Origin of the sequence: Arthrobacter sp. NPDC057259 (assembly GCF_042668995.1) — a bacterium.
In the GTDB taxonomy this organism is placed as follows: Bacteria; Actinomycetota; Actinomycetes; order Actinomycetales; family Micrococcaceae; genus Arthrobacter.
Genome location: NZ_JBHUYA010000005.1, coordinates 225448 through 242275, shown reverse-complemented (window position 1 = coordinate 242275; position 16828 = coordinate 225448). Strand labels below are relative to the sequence as shown.

The window sequence follows — 16828 nt, the reverse complement described above, 5'->3', positions numbered from 1 at the left end:
GGTGTCGTGGGTGCAATTCGTCTCTGTTCAAGGTCCGCCTGCCGGAATTCGGCGGTGGCGACTTTGACGTACGTTTACGCCGACTCCACCGCGGTTCTCGGCCCGCTGGCCACCTACGCCGAACCGCACTGCTACGACCTCTGCGAACAGCACGCCGGGTCCCTGACGGTGCCCCGCGGCTGGGAAGTCCTCCGCCTGGCCATGCCCGCGACGCCCGCCGGGCCCGGCCCCGACGACCTGCTGGCCCTGGCCCACGCCGTCCGTGAGGCCGCCGGACGCCCGGCCGCCACCGGCCAGGGTAACGACGCGGCCCAGGCCCCCGGGCAGCGTGCCAGCCATCCCGCCCTGGAGGCCCCGGCCACCCCGGAGGGCGCCCGGCGCGGCCACCTGCGCGTCCTCCGCGAACCCTCCTGAGCCCCGAATCAGCGGTAGGCTGGGGAAGAACTTTCCGTAAGCCACCGGCGCCCGACGCGGCGCCCCCAGGGAGCCTTCGCCATGCCAGGTCTTAACGTGCCATTGATCAGTTCCGAACTTCTCTCCGTGCTGCGCTGCCCGGTCACCGGCTCCACCCTGGTGCAGGAGGGCGAGGAACTCGTTGCCACCAGCCCCGACGCGCAGGGCCGCACCCTCCGTTACGGCATCGAAGACGGCATTCCGCTGCTGCTCCCGCCCGAACTCCTGGCCGCCGCCGGCTCCGCCGCGTCCGACCAGCACGACGGCGGCGCGCCCGCCGGACCCCGCCACGCCGCTGACTAGCACCTGCCCCAGGGCGGGCGCGGCACCCCACCAAGGGTGCCCCGGCCGCCTCCCATCGGAACCGCCCGCGGCTCCGAACCCCTGACAGCCCCGTGCTTTCAACCCGACGCTTCCAACCCGGCTACTCCAAAGGATTTTCATGACCTTCGATTACAAGATTGCCGACATCTCCCTGGCCGAGGCCGGCCGGCACCAGATCCGCCTCGCCGAGCACGAGATGCCGGGCCTGATGGCCCTGCGCGAGGAATTCGGCCCCAGCCAGCCGCTCAAGGGCGCCCGGATCGCCGGCTCCCTGCACATGACGGTGCAGACCGCAGTGCTGATCGAGACCCTCACGGCGCTGGGCGCCGAGGTGCGCTGGGCCTCCTGCAACATCTTCTCCACCCAGAACGAGGCCGCCGCGGCCGTTGTCGTCGGCCAGGGCACGGTCGAGGACCCGCAGGGCGTCCCCGTCTTCGCCTGGAAGGGCGAGACGCTCGAGGAATACTGGTGGACCGCCGAGCAGATCCTGACCTGGCCCGGTGCGGACAGCAACCCGGATCTGGGCCCGAACATGATCCTCGACGACGGCGGCGACGCCACCATGCTGGTGCACAAGGGCGCCGAGTTCGAGGCCCTGGGCTCCGTCCCGGCCGCAGGCGACGACGAGTCCGAGGAGGGCCGGGTCTTCCTGTCCGTCCTGCGCGCCTCGCTCGAAAAGGACCCGCAGAAGTGGACCCGGATCGGCTCCCGCCTGCTGGGCGTGACCGAGGAGACCACCACCGGCGTGCACCGCCTGTACCAGCTCGCCGAACAGGGCAAGCTGCTCTTCCCGGCCATCAACGTCAACGACTCCGTCACCAAGAGCAAGTTCGACAACAAGTACGGCATCCGCCACTCCCTGCCCGACGGCATCAACCGTGCAACCGACGTCCTGATGGGCGGCAAGGTCGCCGTCGTCTGCGGCTACGGCGACGTCGGCAAGGGCGCCGCCGAGGCGTTCCGGGGCCAGGGTTCCCGCGTGATCGTCACCGAGATCGACCCGATCTGCGCGCTGCAGGCCGCCATGGACGGCTACCAGGTGGCCACGCTCGAAAGCGTGCTCGCCGAGGGCCACATCTTCATCACCACCACCGGCAACAAGGACGTCATCCTGGCCGAGCACATGGCCGGCATGCGCGACAAGGCGATCGTGGGCAACATTGGCCACTTCGACAACGAGATCGACATGGCCGGCCTGGCCCGCATCCCCGGCGTCAAGAAGGTCGAGATCAAGCCGCAGGTCCACGAGTGGGTCTTCAACGAGGGCACCGACGGGGAGAAGTCGATCATCGTCCTCTCCGAGGGCCGCCTTCTCAACCTCGGCAACGCCACCGGCCACCCGTCCTTCGTGATGAGCAACTCCTTCGCGAACCAGACGATCGCGCAGATCGAACTGTTCACCAAGGCCGGCCAGCCCGAGGGTGAGAAGGAGTACGAGAAGCAGGTCTACGTGCTCCCCAAGATCCTGGACGAGAAGGTCGCCCGGCTGCACCTTGACGCCCTCGGCGCTACCCTGACCGAGCTGAGCAAGGAACAGGCGGAGTACCTCGGCCTCGACGTTGCCGGCCCGTTCAAGCCGGAGCACTACCGCTACTAGGAGCTCCCTGGGAACATCCCCTGAGTCTCCCGGGAAGGCCCCGGACCCACGGCACCCGCCGCGGGCCCGGGGCCTTTTTTGTGACCGTATCGTGCCTCGGTCCGGCCCGGTCCGGCGCCCGTTTGCCCCTATGCTGGCAAGGTGACGTCTGGAAGGACCCGAGTATCGTGACCGTCTCAAAAACCTGGAGCACCCGCCGCAAGGCCATCGTCCTGGCCGCTGTCTGCGTGCTGGGAGCCGGCGGAGGAGTCTTCGCCGCGGCCGGGCCGCTGGCCCACCCGTCCTTTGCCTCCGAGGCTTCCTCGCCGGAGCGGTCCACCCCGGGACTGGCCTACCCGGTGCTGCCGCCGGTCCAGCTGACCGCGGCCCCGGCGGACGCCGCCACGGCCGTGAACCCTGCCTCGCCGGTGACCCTGAAGGTCGGCAACGGGCGGATCGACCGGGCATCCCTGACCAGCGAATCCGGCGGCTCGGTGGATGGCACGCTCAGCGCGGACGGTTCCAGCTGGACCGCGTCCGGGCCGCTGAAGTTCAACACCCGGTACACCTACACCTACACCGTCATCGACGCCGCCGGCCGGAGCACCACCTCCACCCGCAGCTTCACCACGGTCTCCACCGCGAACGAGGCGGACGCCGCGATTTACCCGCTGGACGGGATGAAGGTGGGCGTCGCGCAGCCGATTCAGATCACCTTCAGCGAACCGGTCCTGAACCGCGACGCTGTCGAGAAGGCCATCAAGATCACCTCCACCTCCGGCCAGCCCGGGGAGTTCCACTGGTTCAGCAACACCATGGTCCGGTACCGGCCGGAGAACTTCTGGGCCGCCAACAGCACCATCACCATGGACATGCAGCTCTTCGGCGTCGACCTCGGTAAGGGCCAGATCGGCAATTTCAACAAGAAGGTCACCATCCACATCGGGGACAAGAAGACCGCGATCGCCGACGCCACCGCCCACACCTTCAAGGCCTTCGTCAACGACCAGCAGGTCGGCGAATGGCCCACCACCATGGGCGACACCCGGTTCCCCTCGGCGCGCGGCTACCTGGTGCTGATGGAGAAGTACCGGGTGGAGCACATGAGCGCCGCCTCGATCGGCCTCAAGCCCGGTGACCCGGCCTACTACGGAGAGCTGGACGTCAACTTCGCCACCCGGCTGACCCCCAGCGGCGAGTTCATCCACCAGGCTACCGACTCCGCCCTGCCCTTCATCGGCAAGGCCAACCTCTCGCACGGCTGCATCGGGCTGGGACCCGACGGCGCCCAGTGGGTCTTCGACAATATGACCGCCGGCGACGTGGTCCAGGTGGTCAACACCGAGGGCGACTTCGCCGCGTTCGACGACGGCTACGGCGACTGGAATATCCCATGGGCCCAGTACGCCAACTAAAGCGCCGGAGCAGGCTGCCCGCCGTCGCGGGCATCTGCCTCCTCCTGGCCGCGGCCGGCATCGGATCCGCCACCGCCCCGGTTTGGGCCGAGGAAAAGCTGCCGTCGGAGGCGTCCGCGCCGATGCGCTCGGTCAGCGGACTCGCCGTCCCCGTGCTGCAGCCGCTGGAACTTGGCGTGACGCCGCTGGACGGTGCCACCGGCGTCAACCCGGCCTCGCTGCCCGCGGTCAAGGCCGTGAACGGCCGCGTGCTGGAGGTGACGCTGCGCCCCGAGAACGGTGGCGGCCCCGTCCCCGGTAGCCTCAGCGCCGACGGCTCCACCTGGACGGCGGAGCAGCCGCTCGACTTTGACACCGTCTACCGGTATCGCTTCACGATCGTCGACGGCGCCGGGCGGACCACAGTCCGGGAGCAGCGGTTCACCACGGTGGCCGCCGCCAATGAGGCCGACGCCGCCCTCTACCCCCGCGCCGGCAGCACCCTCGGCGCCGGCCAGCCGCTTGAGATCATCTTCAGCGAACCGGTGAAGAACAAGGAGGCGCTGGAGCGGGCCGTGACGGTCACGGCATCCTCCGGCCAGCCCGTGGCCTGGCACTGGTACTCGGACCGGCGCGCCCGGATCCGGCCGGAAACCTTCTGGGCCGCCAACGCCACGGTCAGCGTGGACCTGCGCCTCTTCGGGGTGGACTTCGGCAACGGGATGGTGGGGAACGCGGACACCCGGATCGGCTACACGGTGGGCCCGCAGCGGATCGCCGTCGTGGACGACACCACCAAGACCATGAACGTCTACATCGACGGCGCCCTCGCCCGCACCGCGCCGGTGACCCTCGGCGGGGAGGACTGGCTGTCCCCGACGGGGTACGCCGTGATCATGGAGCAGGAGCGCAGCTCCCGGTTCAACGCAGGCAGCATCGGGCTCAAGCCGGGGGACAAGGGCTACTACCCGCCACTGACGGTCGAGTACGCCAACCGGCTCACGACGTCGGGCGTGTACGTCCATCAGGCGCTGGAATCGGCCTGGGGCGCGGTAGGCCGGGCGAATGTCTCGCACGGCTGCGTCGGGCTGCTGCCGGCGGACGCCGCGTGGTTCTTCGCCACGATGAAGCCCGGCGACGTGGTCCAGACCCTGAACACGGGCGCTCCGCCGGTAGAGCCCCTCGAGGGCTTCGGCGACTGGAACATCCCTTGGAACGTGTATGCCAAGCGCTAGCGGAGCGCGGGGAGTTTGGCCACGAATCGGTGACGGTCCGGGGTGGCACCTCCCCGGGGCCGAAACCCTGACGGTAGGCTCGAGAACAGATATGAGGCGCGGCCCGGCTCGACGCCCGGACGCGCGGAATCCGACGGAAGCGAAGCAGCAGTGACTGAGAAGAGTGCCACCCCTCCGAACCGGCCGGAGCCCGACCTGGATCCCGCCGGGGACACGGACGAGCCCGCCTTCGAGTGGATGAAGCCCTCCGGCGCCGCCGCCTCGAAGCCGGCCCCGGGCAAGGACAATGTCGCAGAACCCGGTGAACGCCAGGGCCGCCGGGCCGAACGGCTCGCCGCCGAACGCCGGACCGACGAACGCCGCACCGACGAACGCACCGGCGGCGCCACCGCCGTCGGCCGTCCCGCGGGGGCGGACGCCTACCGCGAGGCGCTCCCCACCTCGGCCCTGCACGTGCGCCCGCCCCAGGAGGAAGTCGAGCGCCGCAACGCCGAACGCGAGCAGGCCGCCAACGCCAAGCCCGTGGCCCCCCGGGTCATGCAGGTCCTGCTGGCCATCTGCTTCCCGGTCATCCTGCTGGTGCTCGCCGTCCGCGCCGTGACCAGCCCGCTGTTCCTCTGGGCCGAATACAACCGTCCCGGCTTCCCGGGCGACGGCTACGGCTTCAACATCGATGACCGGATGACCTACGGTTCCTACGCCGTGGACTACCTGGGCAACTGGTCCGGCCCGCGCTACCTGGGGGAACTGGTGAACCGCAGCGGGGAGAAGCTGTTCAAGGCCGGCGAGGTCAGCCACATGGCCGACGTCAAAACCGTGATGCTCTCCTCCTTCGCGGCGGGGACGCTGCTGGGCATCGTCAGCCTGGTCGCCATCCTGTACCTGCGCCGGCGCAGCACCGGCGGGGTCCGCCGCGGGCTCTTCGCCGGCTCCATCGCCACCCTGGTGATCATCATCGGCCTGGGCGTCCTGGCGGTGCTCGGCTGGGAACAGTTCTTCACCGAGTTCCACCAGATCTTCTTCGCCAACGGCACCTGGACGTTTTCCCTGCAGGACACCCTGATCCGGCTCTTCCCGGCCCAGTTCTGGAGCGACGCCGGGATCGCGATCGGCGCCCTGGTGCTGCTGGCCTCGCTGCTGACCCTCATCCTCACCTGGCCCACCCGGCGCCGCCGCGGCCTGCCGCCCCGGACCGGGAAGGCGAAGGACAGTGTTGCCGGCGACGCGTCGGCCGCCGGCGGCCTGACGGACGCCGACTCGTCCACCGAGGCGGCGCTCAAGGGCCGCCGCTTCAAGCGCCGTGGCACCCCGGCCACGGAGGCGCCCGCAGAGACTATGGCCGTGCCGAACGCTGCGTCGGAACCGTCCACGGACGCCGCACCGGAAGCGGCATCCAAGGGCGCAAGCGCCCCCGCCGGACCCGCGCAGTCCTAGCAGCCACACGCGGCCGCAGCGGCGGCGGGGCTCACGCCCCGCCGCACGCTCAGCCGTAGATGCGGTTGATGTGCTCCTCGTAGTCCCGGACGACGGCGGCCCGCTTCAGTTTCAGTGACGGGGTCAGGTGGCCCGACTCGACCGTGAAGTCGGCGTCCAGGACCACGAAGCTGCGGATCGACTCGGCCTTGGAGACCAGCCGGTTCGCGTCGTCGACGGCGGCCTGCAGGGCCTCCCTGACCAGTTCTGAAGAGGCCGCCTCGGCGGCACCCATCACGGGGATGCGCTGCGCTGCGCACCAATTCTCCAGGCCCTCGGGGTCCAGGTTGATCAGCGCTGACACGAACGGCCGCCCGTCGCCCACCACTACGGCCTGGGCCACCAGCTGGTGCTCGCGGATCTTTTCCTCCATCGGCCCGGGTGCCACGTTCTTGCCGCCGGCGGTGACCAGCAGGTCCTTCTTGCGGCCGGTGATGGTCAGGAAGCCGTCCTCGTCCAGGGCGCCGAGGTCGCCGGTGCGGAAGAACCCGTCGGTGAAGGCCTCGGCGTTGGCCGTCTCGTTCGCGTGGTAGCCCTTGAAGACGCCGATGCCCTTGACCAGGATCTCGCCGTCGTCGGCGATCCGGATGGTGGTGCCGGGGATCGGGATGCCCACGGTTCCCACCTTGGTCAGGGACGGGGTGTTGGCCGTGCAGGGGGCCGTCGTCTCGGTCAGTCCGTAGCCCTCCAGCACCGGGATCCCGGCGCCGCGGAAGAAGTGCGCGTCGTTGGCGCTCAGCGGGCTGGCGCCGGAGACGGTGTAGCCCAGCTGGCCGCCGAACGCCTGCCGCAGCCGCGGGTAGAACACCCTGTCGAAGAGCCCGTGCCGGGCGCGCAGCAGCAGGCCGGGTCCCCGGCCCTCGCCGCGGGACTCGGCGTCGAGCGCCCGGGAGTACTCGACGGCGGTGGTGGCGGCGGCGTCGAACAGTTTGCCCTTGCCCGCCTCGGCGGCCTTGTGCGAGGCGCCGGCGTAGACCTTTTCGAAGATCCGCGGCACCACCAGCAGGAACGTGGGCTTGAAGGTGCCCAGATCCTCGAGGAGTTCCTTGGCGCTGCCGGTGTGGCCCAGGGTGGTGCCGGCGGCCAGGCAGACCACCTGCACGGCGCGGGCCAGCACGTGCGCCAGCGGCAGGAACATCAGCGTCCGGTTGGAGGGGTTCAGCAGGATCTCGGGCAGGAACAGGACGATGTTCTTGGCCACGAGCGCGAAGTTTCCGTGCGTGATCTCGCAGCCCTTCGGCCGGCCCGTGGTGCCGGAGGTGTAGACCAGGGAGGCGACGTCGTCCAGGCCCGCCGCGGACCGTTGCCGCTCCAACTCGGCGTCGGTGACGCCGGTGCCGGCGGCGGCCAGGCTTGCCAGGTTGGGGGCAGCGCCGTCGAAGTCCATCCGGACCACGCCGAGGACGCGTTCGGCGAGCAGGGCGGAGGAGTCCAGGACGCCCTGGACCAGGTCCGCCTTGGCCTGGTCCTCGACGAAGACGCGGCGGGCGCCGGAATCGTGCAAAATCCATTCGACCTGGCTGGCGGAGGACGTTTCGTAGATCGGAACGGTCACGCCGCCGGCGAACCAGATGGCGAAGTCCACCACGGTCCATTCGTAGCGGGTGGCGGACATGACGGCCACGGTGTCGCCCGGGACGATGCCGCCGGCGATCAGGCCCTTGGCCAGGGATCGGGCCTGCTCCACGAACTGCCTGGCCGGCACGTCCGTCCAGCCGTTGGGACCCTTGCGGGCGTACAGGGTGCGGACCGGGTCCTCGGCGTACTGCTCCAGCAGCAGGTCCGTGACATTACTGTCCGGATCCAGCTCCACAAGCAGTCCGGTGCTGGCTTCTCTCACGTCGCGTCTCTCCCGTTCCGGGTCGGCCGGCCGGTGACCGGGTGTCCGCTAGTAATCCTGCCCTAGATCCAGGACGGCATCCACATCCTGGCCCGCCAGTCCTGGTAGGAAATCACTTCGGCCGTCCAGACCGGGTAGAAGAACGCCGAGAGCAGCACCGCACCGACGACGAACACGGCCACCACGAGCAGACCTGACCGGCGCCGCCACAGCGGGTCCGTCCGGCGGCCCAACACCAGCCCCAGGCAGTAGACCAGGGCGAGGACCAGGAACGGCTCGAAGGAGACCGCGTAGAAGAAGAACGTCGTCCGCTCTGGGTACATGAACCAGGGAAGGTAGCCGGCGCCGACGCCGGCCAGCACCGCCCCGGCCCGCCAGTCGCGGCGGCCGATCCACCAGAACAGCAGCGCGCCGAGGGCGACGGCGGCGCTCCACCAGATCAGCGGGTTGCCCACCGAGAGGATGGCCGAGGTGCAGCTGGGCAGCTCGCAGCCGCCGGTGCCTTGCTTGGGGGACTCGTAGAAGAACGACGTCGGCCGGCCCATCACCAGCCAGCTCCAGGCGCTGGCCTTGTACGGGTGGTCAGCGCTGAGTCCCTGATGGAACTTGTACGCCTCCAGGTGGTAGTGCGCCAGGGACCGCAGCGCGTTGGGGATCCAGCCCCATTGTGCGGACGGGTTGGCCTCGGCCCAGTGCCGGAAGTAGGCGTTGCTTGACTGGAACCAGCCGGTCCAGGTGGCCAGGTAGACCAGCCCGGCGACCGGGACGATGCTCAGGAACGCGGGCAGGCCGTCCTTGAGGATGCCGCCGGCGATCCAGCCGTGCACCCCGGCGATCCGGCGCGCACTCAGGTCCCAGAACACGGTGAGGAGGCCGAAGCCGGCCAGGAAGAATAGCGCGGACCACTTCGTGCCCACGGCCAGGCCGAGGCAGACCCCCGCGGCGAGCCGCCACCAGCGCACCCCGAGCCAGGGGCCGGCGGCCAGCTGCAGCCGCGTGGGGACACCAGCCTGCCGAGCGGATGCTTGCGAAGCGGAGGCCTGCGCGGCGAGCCGTGCCGCGAGCCGGCGCCGGCCGTCGTCGCGGTCCATCAGCAGCGCGCCGAACGCTGCCAGGATCCAGAACATCAGGAAGATATCCAGCAGCGAGGTCCGGGACATCACCAGGTGGTGGCCGTCGACGGCCAGCAGCAGCCCGGCCACCGCGCCCAGGGTCATGGAGCGGAAGAGCTTCTGGGCGATCAGGGCGAGCAGCAGGATGGAGAGGGTGCCGGTCAGGGCCGCGCCGAAGCGCCAGCCGAACGAACTTTCCGGCCCGAACAGCCACATGCCGGCGGCGATCATCCACTTGCCCACCGGCGGGTGCACGACGTATTCCGGGCTGTCCAGCAGGATGCCCGGATTTCCGGCGATGAAGGAATCGTTGGCTTTGTCCGGCCACGCCCGCTCGTACCCGCTGACCAGGTAGGAGTAGGCGTCCTTGACGTAATAGGTCTCGTCGAAGACCAGGTTGTGCGGGGTGTCCAGCCGGACGAAGCGCAGGATGCCGCCCAGCACCGCGGTGAGGGTGGGGATCAGCCAGTACCAGAGACGCAAAGACGGCGGGTAGTCCCGCCAGCTGCCGAGGTCCCCGACCAGCCGCCGCGTGAGGGCGGGCAGGGTGTACGCCTCCTTCGGCCGGGCAATCCAGCGGTGCCCCTCGAGGTTCCGGCCGCCGCCGGCGGCACCGGCCGCACGTCGGCGGGATGCGGCGGGCTGCTGCGTGCTTGCGTCGGCGGGGGTCGGCGCGGCCCCGGCTGACCGCATGGGGGTCTGCGTCACGAAGCCCATGCTACCGGCGGCAGCCGGCCGGGTCGGTCCCGCGCGCGGGGCGGCAGTAGGCTGGTGCTGTGGAATCCGAGCCGAGCAGCCCCCAGTCCGACGCCCCCGCAGGCACGTCCCCCGGGAGCTCTTCCGGCAGTTTCGCCGGCAGCTATTCCGGCAGCATCTCCGGCCAGGGCCGGGTCGTCCTCGCGGCCACCCCGATCGGCAATGTTGGCGATGCCTCCGCGCGGCTGATCGGGCTCCTGGAGACCGCGGACATCGTCGCGGCCGAGGACACCCGCCGCCTGCACCGCTTGGTCCAGAGCCTCGGCATCACGGTGGCCGGGCGGGTGATCAGCTATCACGAACACAACGAGGTGGCCAAGACCGGCGAACTCCTGGACCAGGTCCGGTCCGGCAAGACCCTGGTGATGGTGACCGACGCCGGCATGCCCTCGGTCTCGGACCCGGGCTTCCGCCTGGTCGAGGCGGCCGTGGCGGACGGCATCACCGTCACCGCGGCTCCCGGCCCCTCCGCCGTGCTGACCGCCCTGGCCCTCTCCGGCCTGCCCACCGACCGCTTCTGCTTCGAGGGGTTCCTGCCGAGGAAGGCGGGGGAGCGGGCTGGCAGGCTCGCCGAGCTCGACGACGAGTCCCGCACCATGGTGTTCTTCGAGGCCCCGCACCGGCTGGAGCCGATGCTGCGAGCCCTGCACGAACGCTTCGGCGCCGCTCGCCGGGCCGCCGTCTGCCGCGAACTGACCAAAACCTACGAGGAGGTCATCCGCGGAGACCTGCGCGAGCTGCTGCGCTGGGCCGAGACCTCCGAGATCCGCGGGGAGATCGCCGTCGTCGTCGCCGGGGCCCCCAAGCGCGAGCCGGGGAAGCCGGAAGAGCATGTGGCGGACGTCAACGCCCTGGTCGCCCAGGGCATGCGGCTCAAGGAGGCCGTGGCCGCGGTCGCGGAGGACACCCGGGTCAGCAAACGCGAACTCTACGCCGCCGTCCTGGCCGCCCGCTGAGGCCCCAGCGGCGGCCCGCCGCACCTTGTGCAGCTGCACAGCGGCCTGCCCGGTTCCTAGTGCGCAGAAGCGTAGACACCCCCGAGAAACCGGCAGTACCGTGGGCAGTAGTTCGGCCCGGCCGCACCCGCTGCTGGGCCCGCCCCACCTGCCTGACGGAGCCACGAGTGCGACGCCAGTCCCCGGGCCCGCCATCCGACCTTTTCCATCCATTGCCGACGAGGGAGTCATTGTGACTGTAACTGCCCAGCCCACCGTTACCGCCGAGCGGGAGGCCGCGCTGCTGGCCTCCGTGCCCACCGGCCTGCTGATTGACGGGCAGTGGCGTCCCGCCGCGTCCGGCAAGACCTTCGACGTGGAGGACCCCGCCACCGGCAAGGTGCTGCTGAGCCTGGCCGACGCTGGCCCCGAGGACGGCGCCGCCGCCCTGGACGCCGCCGCCGCGGCGCAGGAGTCCTGGGCCAAGGTCCCGCCGCGCGAGCGTGGCGAGATTCTCCGCCGGGCCTTCGACATGGTCACGGAGCGGGCCGAGGACTTCGCCCTGCTGATGACCCTGGAAATGGGCAAGCCGCTGGCCGAGGCGCGCGGCGAGGTCACCTACGGTTCCGAGTTCCTGCGCTGGTTCTCCGAGGAGGCCGTCCGCGCCTTCGGCCGCTACTCGGTGTCCCCGGACGGCAAGTCCCGCCTGCTCGTGGCGAAGAAGCCGGTGGGCCCCTGCCTGCTGATCACCCCGTGGAACTTCCCGCTGGCCATGGCAACCCGCAAGATCGCGCCCGCCGTCGCCGCCGGCTGCACCATGGTGCTGAAGTCCGCGAACCTGACCCCCCTGACCTCGCAGCTGTTCGCCGCCGTGATGATGGAGGCCGGGCTGCCCGCCGGCGTCCTGAACGTCATCCCCACCTCCACCGCCGGCGCCACCACCGGCCCGCTGATCAAGGACTCCCGGCTTCGGAAGCTCTCCTTCACCGGCTCCACCGAGGTGGGCCGCCGGCTCCTCGCCGACGCCTCCGAGAACGTGCTCCGGACCTCCATGGAGCTTGGCGGAAACGCCCCGTTCCTGGTCTTCGAGGACGCCGACATTGACGCCGCCGTCACCGGCGCCATGCTGGCCAAGCTGCGGAACATGGGCGAGGCCTGCACCGCGGCCAACCGCTTCATCGTGCACGAGTCCGTCGCCGACGAATTCGCCGAGAAGTTCGCCGCCAAGATGAAGGAAATGACCCCGGCGCGCGGCACCGAGCCGGAGTCCAAGGTGGGCCCGCTGATCGACGCGAAGAGCCGCGACAAGGTCCACGACCTGGTCGCCGACGCCGTCGCCGCCGGCGCCGAGACCGTCATCGGCGGCGCCGCCGTCGAGGGCCCGGGCTACTTCTACCAGCCCACCATCCTCAAGGGCGTCACCGAGGGCACCCGCATCCTGAACGAGGAGATCTTCGGGCCGGTCGCCCCGATCATCACCTTCGACACCGAGGACGAGGCCGTCCGGCTCGCCAACAACACCGAGTACGGCCTGGTGGCCTACGTCTTCACCAAGGACCTCAACCGGGGCATCCGGATGGGCGAACGCCTCGAGACCGGCATGCTGGGCCTGAACGCCGGTGTCGTCTCCAACGCCTCGGCGCCGTTCGGTGGCGTGAAGCAGTCCGGCCTGGGCCGCGAGGGCGGCCTTGAAGGCATCGAGGAGTACCTCTACACCCAGTACATCGGCATCGCCGACCCGTACGCCGGCTAGTTCCGGCGAAGCCTGCGGACGGCGCCGCGGAACCCTGAACGGGTCTCCGCGGCGCCGTTCGGCGTTTGCGGGGTGGCCCGGTTGTCCGGGGCCGGCCGCGGCACGCGGCGCAGCGGGCGCGTGAAGGTCCTGGTCAGGGCCTTGCGCCAGCGGGTGAACAGCGACGGCGGCAGCCACCCGGCGCGCAGCCGGGCCGCCCAGGGGGCGTTTGCCTGCAGGCTGCCGCGGATCAGGGCGATTCGCTCCGCCGTCTCACTCCCGGAAGCACTTCCGGCCCCACCCCCTGCCGCGCCCGGTGGCTGGCCCTCGACCCCGGGGCGGCCGTAGCGTTGCCGTTCGCGTTCCGCGGTCAGGATCTCCACCGCGTCCCGGGCCGGTGCGTCCGCCCCGTCCGGGACTCCCAGCAGGGGAGAGCCCAGCAGCCGGGCGGCGAACAGCCGGGGCGAATCGCTGCCGCGCGGCGGCAGGCCGTAGTCCGCGGCGAGGTCGCGCAGTTCCGCCCAGGCAGGCCCCGCGGCGGCCGCCGGATCCTCCGCCGCGGCCCGCAGCCGCCGCCGCCGCAACCCGGCACGGGCCAGGGCGGGGGTGGCCAGCAGCAGCGCCGCCAGCAGCACGCCCCCGGCGCCGTAGAGCAGCGGCCAGGGGATCTCCGGGCCCGTGGCCGTGCCGCCGGCCGCGGCGGGGACGGGTACCGGGAGGGGCGCCGCCGACGTCGTGGGCTTCGGATCGGCCGAGGGCACCAGCCCGTCGTTGTTCTCGTTGGTGCTCGCCCCGCTCGGCGCCGCCGCCTCGGTCGCATAGCCCGGGACGACGCCGCGGGAGGGCGTGGGTTCGAACGCCACCCAGCCCAGGCCCTGGAAGTACAGCTCGGGCCAGGCGTGGGCGTCGCGGGCGTCCACCTCGTACTCCGGCAGCGCCCCCAGGCCGGCGAGCGACACCGTCGAACCGGTGGGCCGGCCCGGGGCGTACCCGACGGCGATCCGGCTGGGGATCCCCTCCAGCCGGGCCATCACGGCCATCGCCGAGGAGAAGTGGATGCAGTAGCCGCTCTTCTGGGCCAGGAAGTCGGCCAGGACGGAGAGGCCGTTGCCGTCGTAGCCGTTCTGGACCGGCGCTTGCAGCGAGTAGGTAAACGCCGGGGAGCGCAGGTAGGCCTGGATGGCCATCGCCTTGGCGTACTCGGTGCCGGCCCCGGCGGTGACCGTGTCCGCCGTCTGCCGCACGATCGCCGGGACGTTGCCCGGAACCCGGGTGAAGAGGTCCGGCAGGCCGCGGGGCTGCTCCGTGGACCGGTCCAGGACGGCCGGGGTCAGCTTCGGCGCCACCGACGCCACGACGTACTGCTGGTCGCGGGAGTTCACGTCGATGCCCTTGATGCTGAGGGTCGCCGGATCCCAGTTCCACCGGCCGGTGAGGCCGCTGACAGACGCCGGGGCGTACGGGACCGGCAGGTAGGGGCTGGTGAACTGCCCGGTGTTGACCGCGGTGACGGTCCGGACCTGCTCGTCGGCGGTGACGTCGGTCCCAGGATCGATCGCACCGGTGCCCGGCCGGCGGGTGGCATCCCGGTCATCCGGGGACCAGGAGTCGCCGTCGAAACTGTCCACCGTGACCGAGCGGAGATAGGGCGCGGACCCGGCGTTGCTGGCATAGGTGATCCGGCCGACTCCGGAGGGGCTCCGGAGGCTGTTGCCCAGGCTGATCATCGGGTTCAGGCCGGTGGCGCCGCCCCACGGGGTGAGCCGGGAGCCCTGCGGGAAGGCGCCCTGGTCGAAGCCCGGCACCACCCCCTGGACCAGCAGCGTCAGGGCCAGCGCCATCGCCCCCAGGACACCCGCGCGGCGCAGCTGCCCGGGGGTCCGCGCGGTGTCCCCGCGCAGGCCCGAGCCGGGGTGGAACCAGTGGCTGCAGGCCAGGATCATCAGGTAGCCGGCGGCCGCGGCGGTGAACGCCGGCCAGCCCACGCTCTGCGGCTTGACCAGGGCGGGGACCACCAGGACCGCCAGGATGCCCAGCCCGCTGGTGGCCGGCAGGGCCAGCGGGCCGCAGAGGGTATCCACCAGCACCACCAGCAGTCCCAGCACCCCGCAGATCAGCAGCACGATGCCCGCGTTCGGCGCCACGGGGGTGCTCTCACCCAGGATCGTCTCGTTGGCGCGGCGCAGGTAGGCCTGCAGCTGTCCCAGCGTCTCGGCCGAGGGGATGAACCCGGCGATGCTGGACGGTCGGAAGAACGTACTGGTCAGCACCGCCGCGAGGGACAGGAACCCGCCGAGGCTGACCACCACCCCCGGCAGGCGGAGCGACCGCAGGGCGGCGGTGGCAAGGGCGACGGTGAAGACGGTGGTCAGCACGGGCGGGTACCAGGCCCAGCCGCGCAGTACCCCGTTCATGCCCAGGGCGGCCCCGGCCAGTGCCACGGCGACGGAGAGGGCCATCGCCCACGGTTCCAGGCCGGCGCCGCGGATGCGGCCGGCCGGGCCGCCCGGGGTGCCGCCTGTTTCGCCACGACCGGCACCGTCGCGGCCGGTGTCGGGACCGTGTCCGGCGGAGCCGGTCCCCCCGCCGCCCCGGGCCGGGGTATCCGTCAGCGTCATCGCCGCGCCCCCGCACCGCGGCGGGCGTCGGCGGCCGTCGCCTCGGGGGCGGCGCCGTCGTCGTCGAACGCGGACCACGCCGCGGCCAGGGCGGTGGCGGGGGAGACCGCCACCGCCCGCCAGCCGCCGCGGCGCAGCACCGCCATTATTTCCTCCGTCTCCGCCCCGCGCCCGGCGGCCACGAGGGCAAAGGCGTTGGCGCCGAACGCGGCCGCCGGGGCCAGGTCCCGGGCTTCGGCCGGGGTGAGCCGGCCAAGGATCGCCAGGACGGGACCGCGCAGGCGGTGGGCGGAGAGCTTGTCCAGCAGCCGGTCATCGAAGGGCCGGGGCCCGGCGTCCCCGCCGGGATGCCGGGGGCCGGTGAGCCCGATCGCGGCCAGGCTCTCGGCGATGGACTGCAGCCCGGCCGCGCCCAGGAACTCCTCGGTGTGCGGTTCCGGGGCGGAGGGGGAGTGGAGGAAGGCGGGCTCGCCGGAGGGGTCGAGGCAGCGCAACGCGTAGCTGCGCTCGCCGAGGTGGGCGCAGACGGACATCGCGGCCGTCACGGCCCACTCGAACGAGTCGCTGCTCACCGGCTCCAGCCCGTCCGAGGGGCCGGCGTACCCGGTGCCGTGGGAGTGGGCCAGATAGCGGTGGTCCAGGATCACGGTCGCCTCCGGGGTGGTGACCGACTCCTCCTGGCGGACCATCAGCTCCCCGTGCCGGGCCGTGGCGGCCCAGTGCACCCGGCGCATCGGGTCGCCGTGCCGGTACTCGCGGGTCATGACGTCGTCGTCGCTGGGGTTGGCCCGGCTCCGGGTGGCGGTGACGCCGTCGTGGCCGCGCGCGCCGGCGAGAGAGGTGGGCGGGAGATAGACCGGGGCGGGCGTGACCGTAAGGACGTCCCCGGCGTCGATCGCGTGCCGGTGGACCGAGAGCCCGAACGGGTCGCTGAATTCGGCGGTGACCGGGCCGATCACGAACTGCCCGCGCGTGGCGCTGCGCAGCTGGTATTCGTAGCGGCTGCTGCCGGCCGTGGCGGTGCGGGCCGGAAAGCGGAACACCGGGGACTGGCCGAACCGGGGCGGGAGCTGCTCCTCCATCAGGGCGTGCCCGGTGCCCGGTCCGGTGCGGGCCACCGCCAGCCGGACCATGACGGCGGCGGAGGTCTGGACCGGGGACGGGTCGAACTCCCGGTAAACACTGAACCGCGGCTTCAGCACCCGGGTGCCGGCCAGGGAGAGCAGCGGCAGGATCAGCAGCAGCAGGGCCAGGGAGAGCAGGTCCCGCCGGCCCAGCACCTGGGCGGCCAGCAGGCAGAGCACCCCGGCGGCCAGCAGCCCCCAGCCGCGCGTGCTGAAGATCTGCTTCGGGATCCGGTCCCATACCCCCATGGCGGCC

12 protein-coding genes are annotated in these 16828 nt (G+C 71.5%); 8 read left to right on the top strand and 4 right to left on the bottom strand.

Annotated features, from left to right (window positions below):
• Positions 1 to 6: 6 nt before the first annotated feature.
• The 6 genes from ACFUCU_RS10315 to ACFUCU_RS10290 all read left to right on the top strand — a co-directional run bounded on the left by ACFUCU_RS10315 (position 7) and on the right by ACFUCU_RS10290 (position 6416).
• A complete protein-coding gene (locus tag ACFUCU_RS10315) occupies positions 7 to 414 on the top strand; it encodes a DUF3499 domain-containing protein (protein WP_377972413.1) in 408 nt (135 codons plus the stop codon).
• A gap of 96 nt (positions 415 to 510) precedes the next feature.
• A complete protein-coding gene (locus ACFUCU_RS10310; RefSeq protein WP_290258529.1) occupies positions 511 to 756 on the top strand; it encodes a hypothetical protein in 246 nt (81 codons plus the stop codon).
• 139 nt (positions 757 to 895) lie between these two features.
• Entirely contained in the window at positions 896 to 2374 is a 1479-nt protein-coding gene (gene ahcY / locus ACFUCU_RS10305; RefSeq protein ID WP_290258528.1) for an adenosylhomocysteinase, read from the top strand.
• Positions 2375 to 2541: 167 nt separating this feature from the next.
• The gene (locus ACFUCU_RS10300) at positions 2542 to 3768 is read left to right on the top strand and encodes an Ig-like domain-containing protein (protein WP_290258526.1); all 1227 of its coding nucleotides are present in this window, start codon (positions 2542 to 2544) and stop codon (positions 3766 to 3768) included.
• Positions 3747 to 4982 carry an Ig-like domain-containing protein gene (locus ACFUCU_RS10295; protein ID WP_377972410.1) on the top strand — a complete coding sequence of 412 codons (1236 nt, stop codon included), beginning with the start codon at positions 3747 to 3749 and terminating at the stop codon, positions 4980 to 4982. Before ACFUCU_RS10300 ends, ACFUCU_RS10295 begins: the two co-directional genes overlap by 22 nt.
• A 150-nt stretch (positions 4983 to 5132) precedes the next feature.
• Positions 5133 to 6416, top strand: coding sequence for a TIGR01906 family membrane protein (locus tag ACFUCU_RS10290; protein WP_377972408.1), 1284 nt, complete (start codon positions 5133 to 5135; stop codon positions 6414 to 6416).
• Positions 6417 to 6465: 49 nt separating this feature from the next.
• Here ACFUCU_RS10290 and ACFUCU_RS10285 read toward each other — a convergent pair whose 3' ends face one another.
• Both ACFUCU_RS10285 and ACFUCU_RS10280 read right to left on the bottom strand, forming a co-directional pair.
• The gene (locus ACFUCU_RS10285) at positions 6466 to 8295 is read right to left on the bottom strand and encodes an AMP-dependent synthetase/ligase (protein ID WP_377972407.1); all 1830 of its coding nucleotides are present in this window, start codon (positions 8293 to 8295) and stop codon (positions 6466 to 6468) included.
• A 62-nt stretch (positions 8296 to 8357) separates the two neighbouring features.
• Entirely contained in the window at positions 8358 to 10124 is a 1767-nt protein-coding gene (locus ACFUCU_RS10280) for a dolichyl-phosphate-mannose--protein mannosyltransferase (protein ID WP_377972405.1), read from the bottom strand.
• A 155-nt stretch (positions 10125 to 10279) separates the two neighbouring features.
• On the opposite strand from ACFUCU_RS10280, the gene rsmI reads away from it, so the two are divergent.
• Both rsmI and ACFUCU_RS10270 read left to right on the top strand, forming a co-directional pair.
• Positions 10280 to 11119 (top strand): 16S rRNA (cytidine(1402)-2'-O)-methyltransferase, encoded by an 840-nt coding sequence (rsmI, locus tag ACFUCU_RS10275; protein ID WP_377972523.1) that lies wholly within the window; start codon positions 10280 to 10282, stop codon positions 11117 to 11119.
• A 232-nt stretch (positions 11120 to 11351) separates the two neighbouring features.
• Positions 11352 to 12851, top strand: coding sequence for an NAD-dependent succinate-semialdehyde dehydrogenase (locus ACFUCU_RS10270; RefSeq protein WP_364136874.1), 1500 nt, complete (start codon positions 11352 to 11354; stop codon positions 12849 to 12851).
• Here the strand turns inward: ACFUCU_RS10270 and ACFUCU_RS10265 are convergent.
• Positions 12848 to 15448 (bottom strand): transglutaminaseTgpA domain-containing protein, encoded by a 2601-nt coding sequence (locus tag ACFUCU_RS10265; RefSeq protein WP_377972403.1) that lies wholly within the window; start codon positions 15446 to 15448, stop codon positions 12848 to 12850. The genes ACFUCU_RS10270 and ACFUCU_RS10265 overlap by 4 nt on opposite strands.
• A complete protein-coding gene (locus ACFUCU_RS10260; protein ID WP_377972402.1) occupies positions 15445 to 16821 on the bottom strand; it encodes a DUF58 domain-containing protein in 1377 nt (458 codons plus the stop codon). The genes ACFUCU_RS10265 and ACFUCU_RS10260 overlap by 4 nt, the downstream gene beginning before the upstream one ends.
• Positions 16822 to 16828: the final 7 nt, after the last annotated feature.

Coding starts and splice junctions, on each gene's coding strand:
- ACFUCU_RS10265 (WP_377972403.1), bottom strand. CDS start 15,448: ATGACGCTGACGGATACCCCGGCCCGGGGCGGCGGGGGGACCGGCTCC.
- ACFUCU_RS10260 (WP_377972402.1), bottom strand. CDS start 16,821: ATGGGGGTATGGGACCGGATCCCGAAGCAGATCTTCAGCACGCGCGGC.
- ACFUCU_RS10295 (WP_377972410.1), top strand. CDS start 3,747: ATGGGCCCAGTACGCCAACTAAAGCGCCGGAGCAGGCTGCCCGCCGTC.
- ACFUCU_RS10280 (WP_377972405.1), bottom strand. CDS start 10,124: ATGGGCTTCGTGACGCAGACCCCCATGCGGTCAGCCGGGGCCGCGCCG.
- ahcY (WP_290258528.1), top strand. CDS start 896: ATGACCTTCGATTACAAGATTGCCGACATCTCCCTGGCCGAGGCCGGC.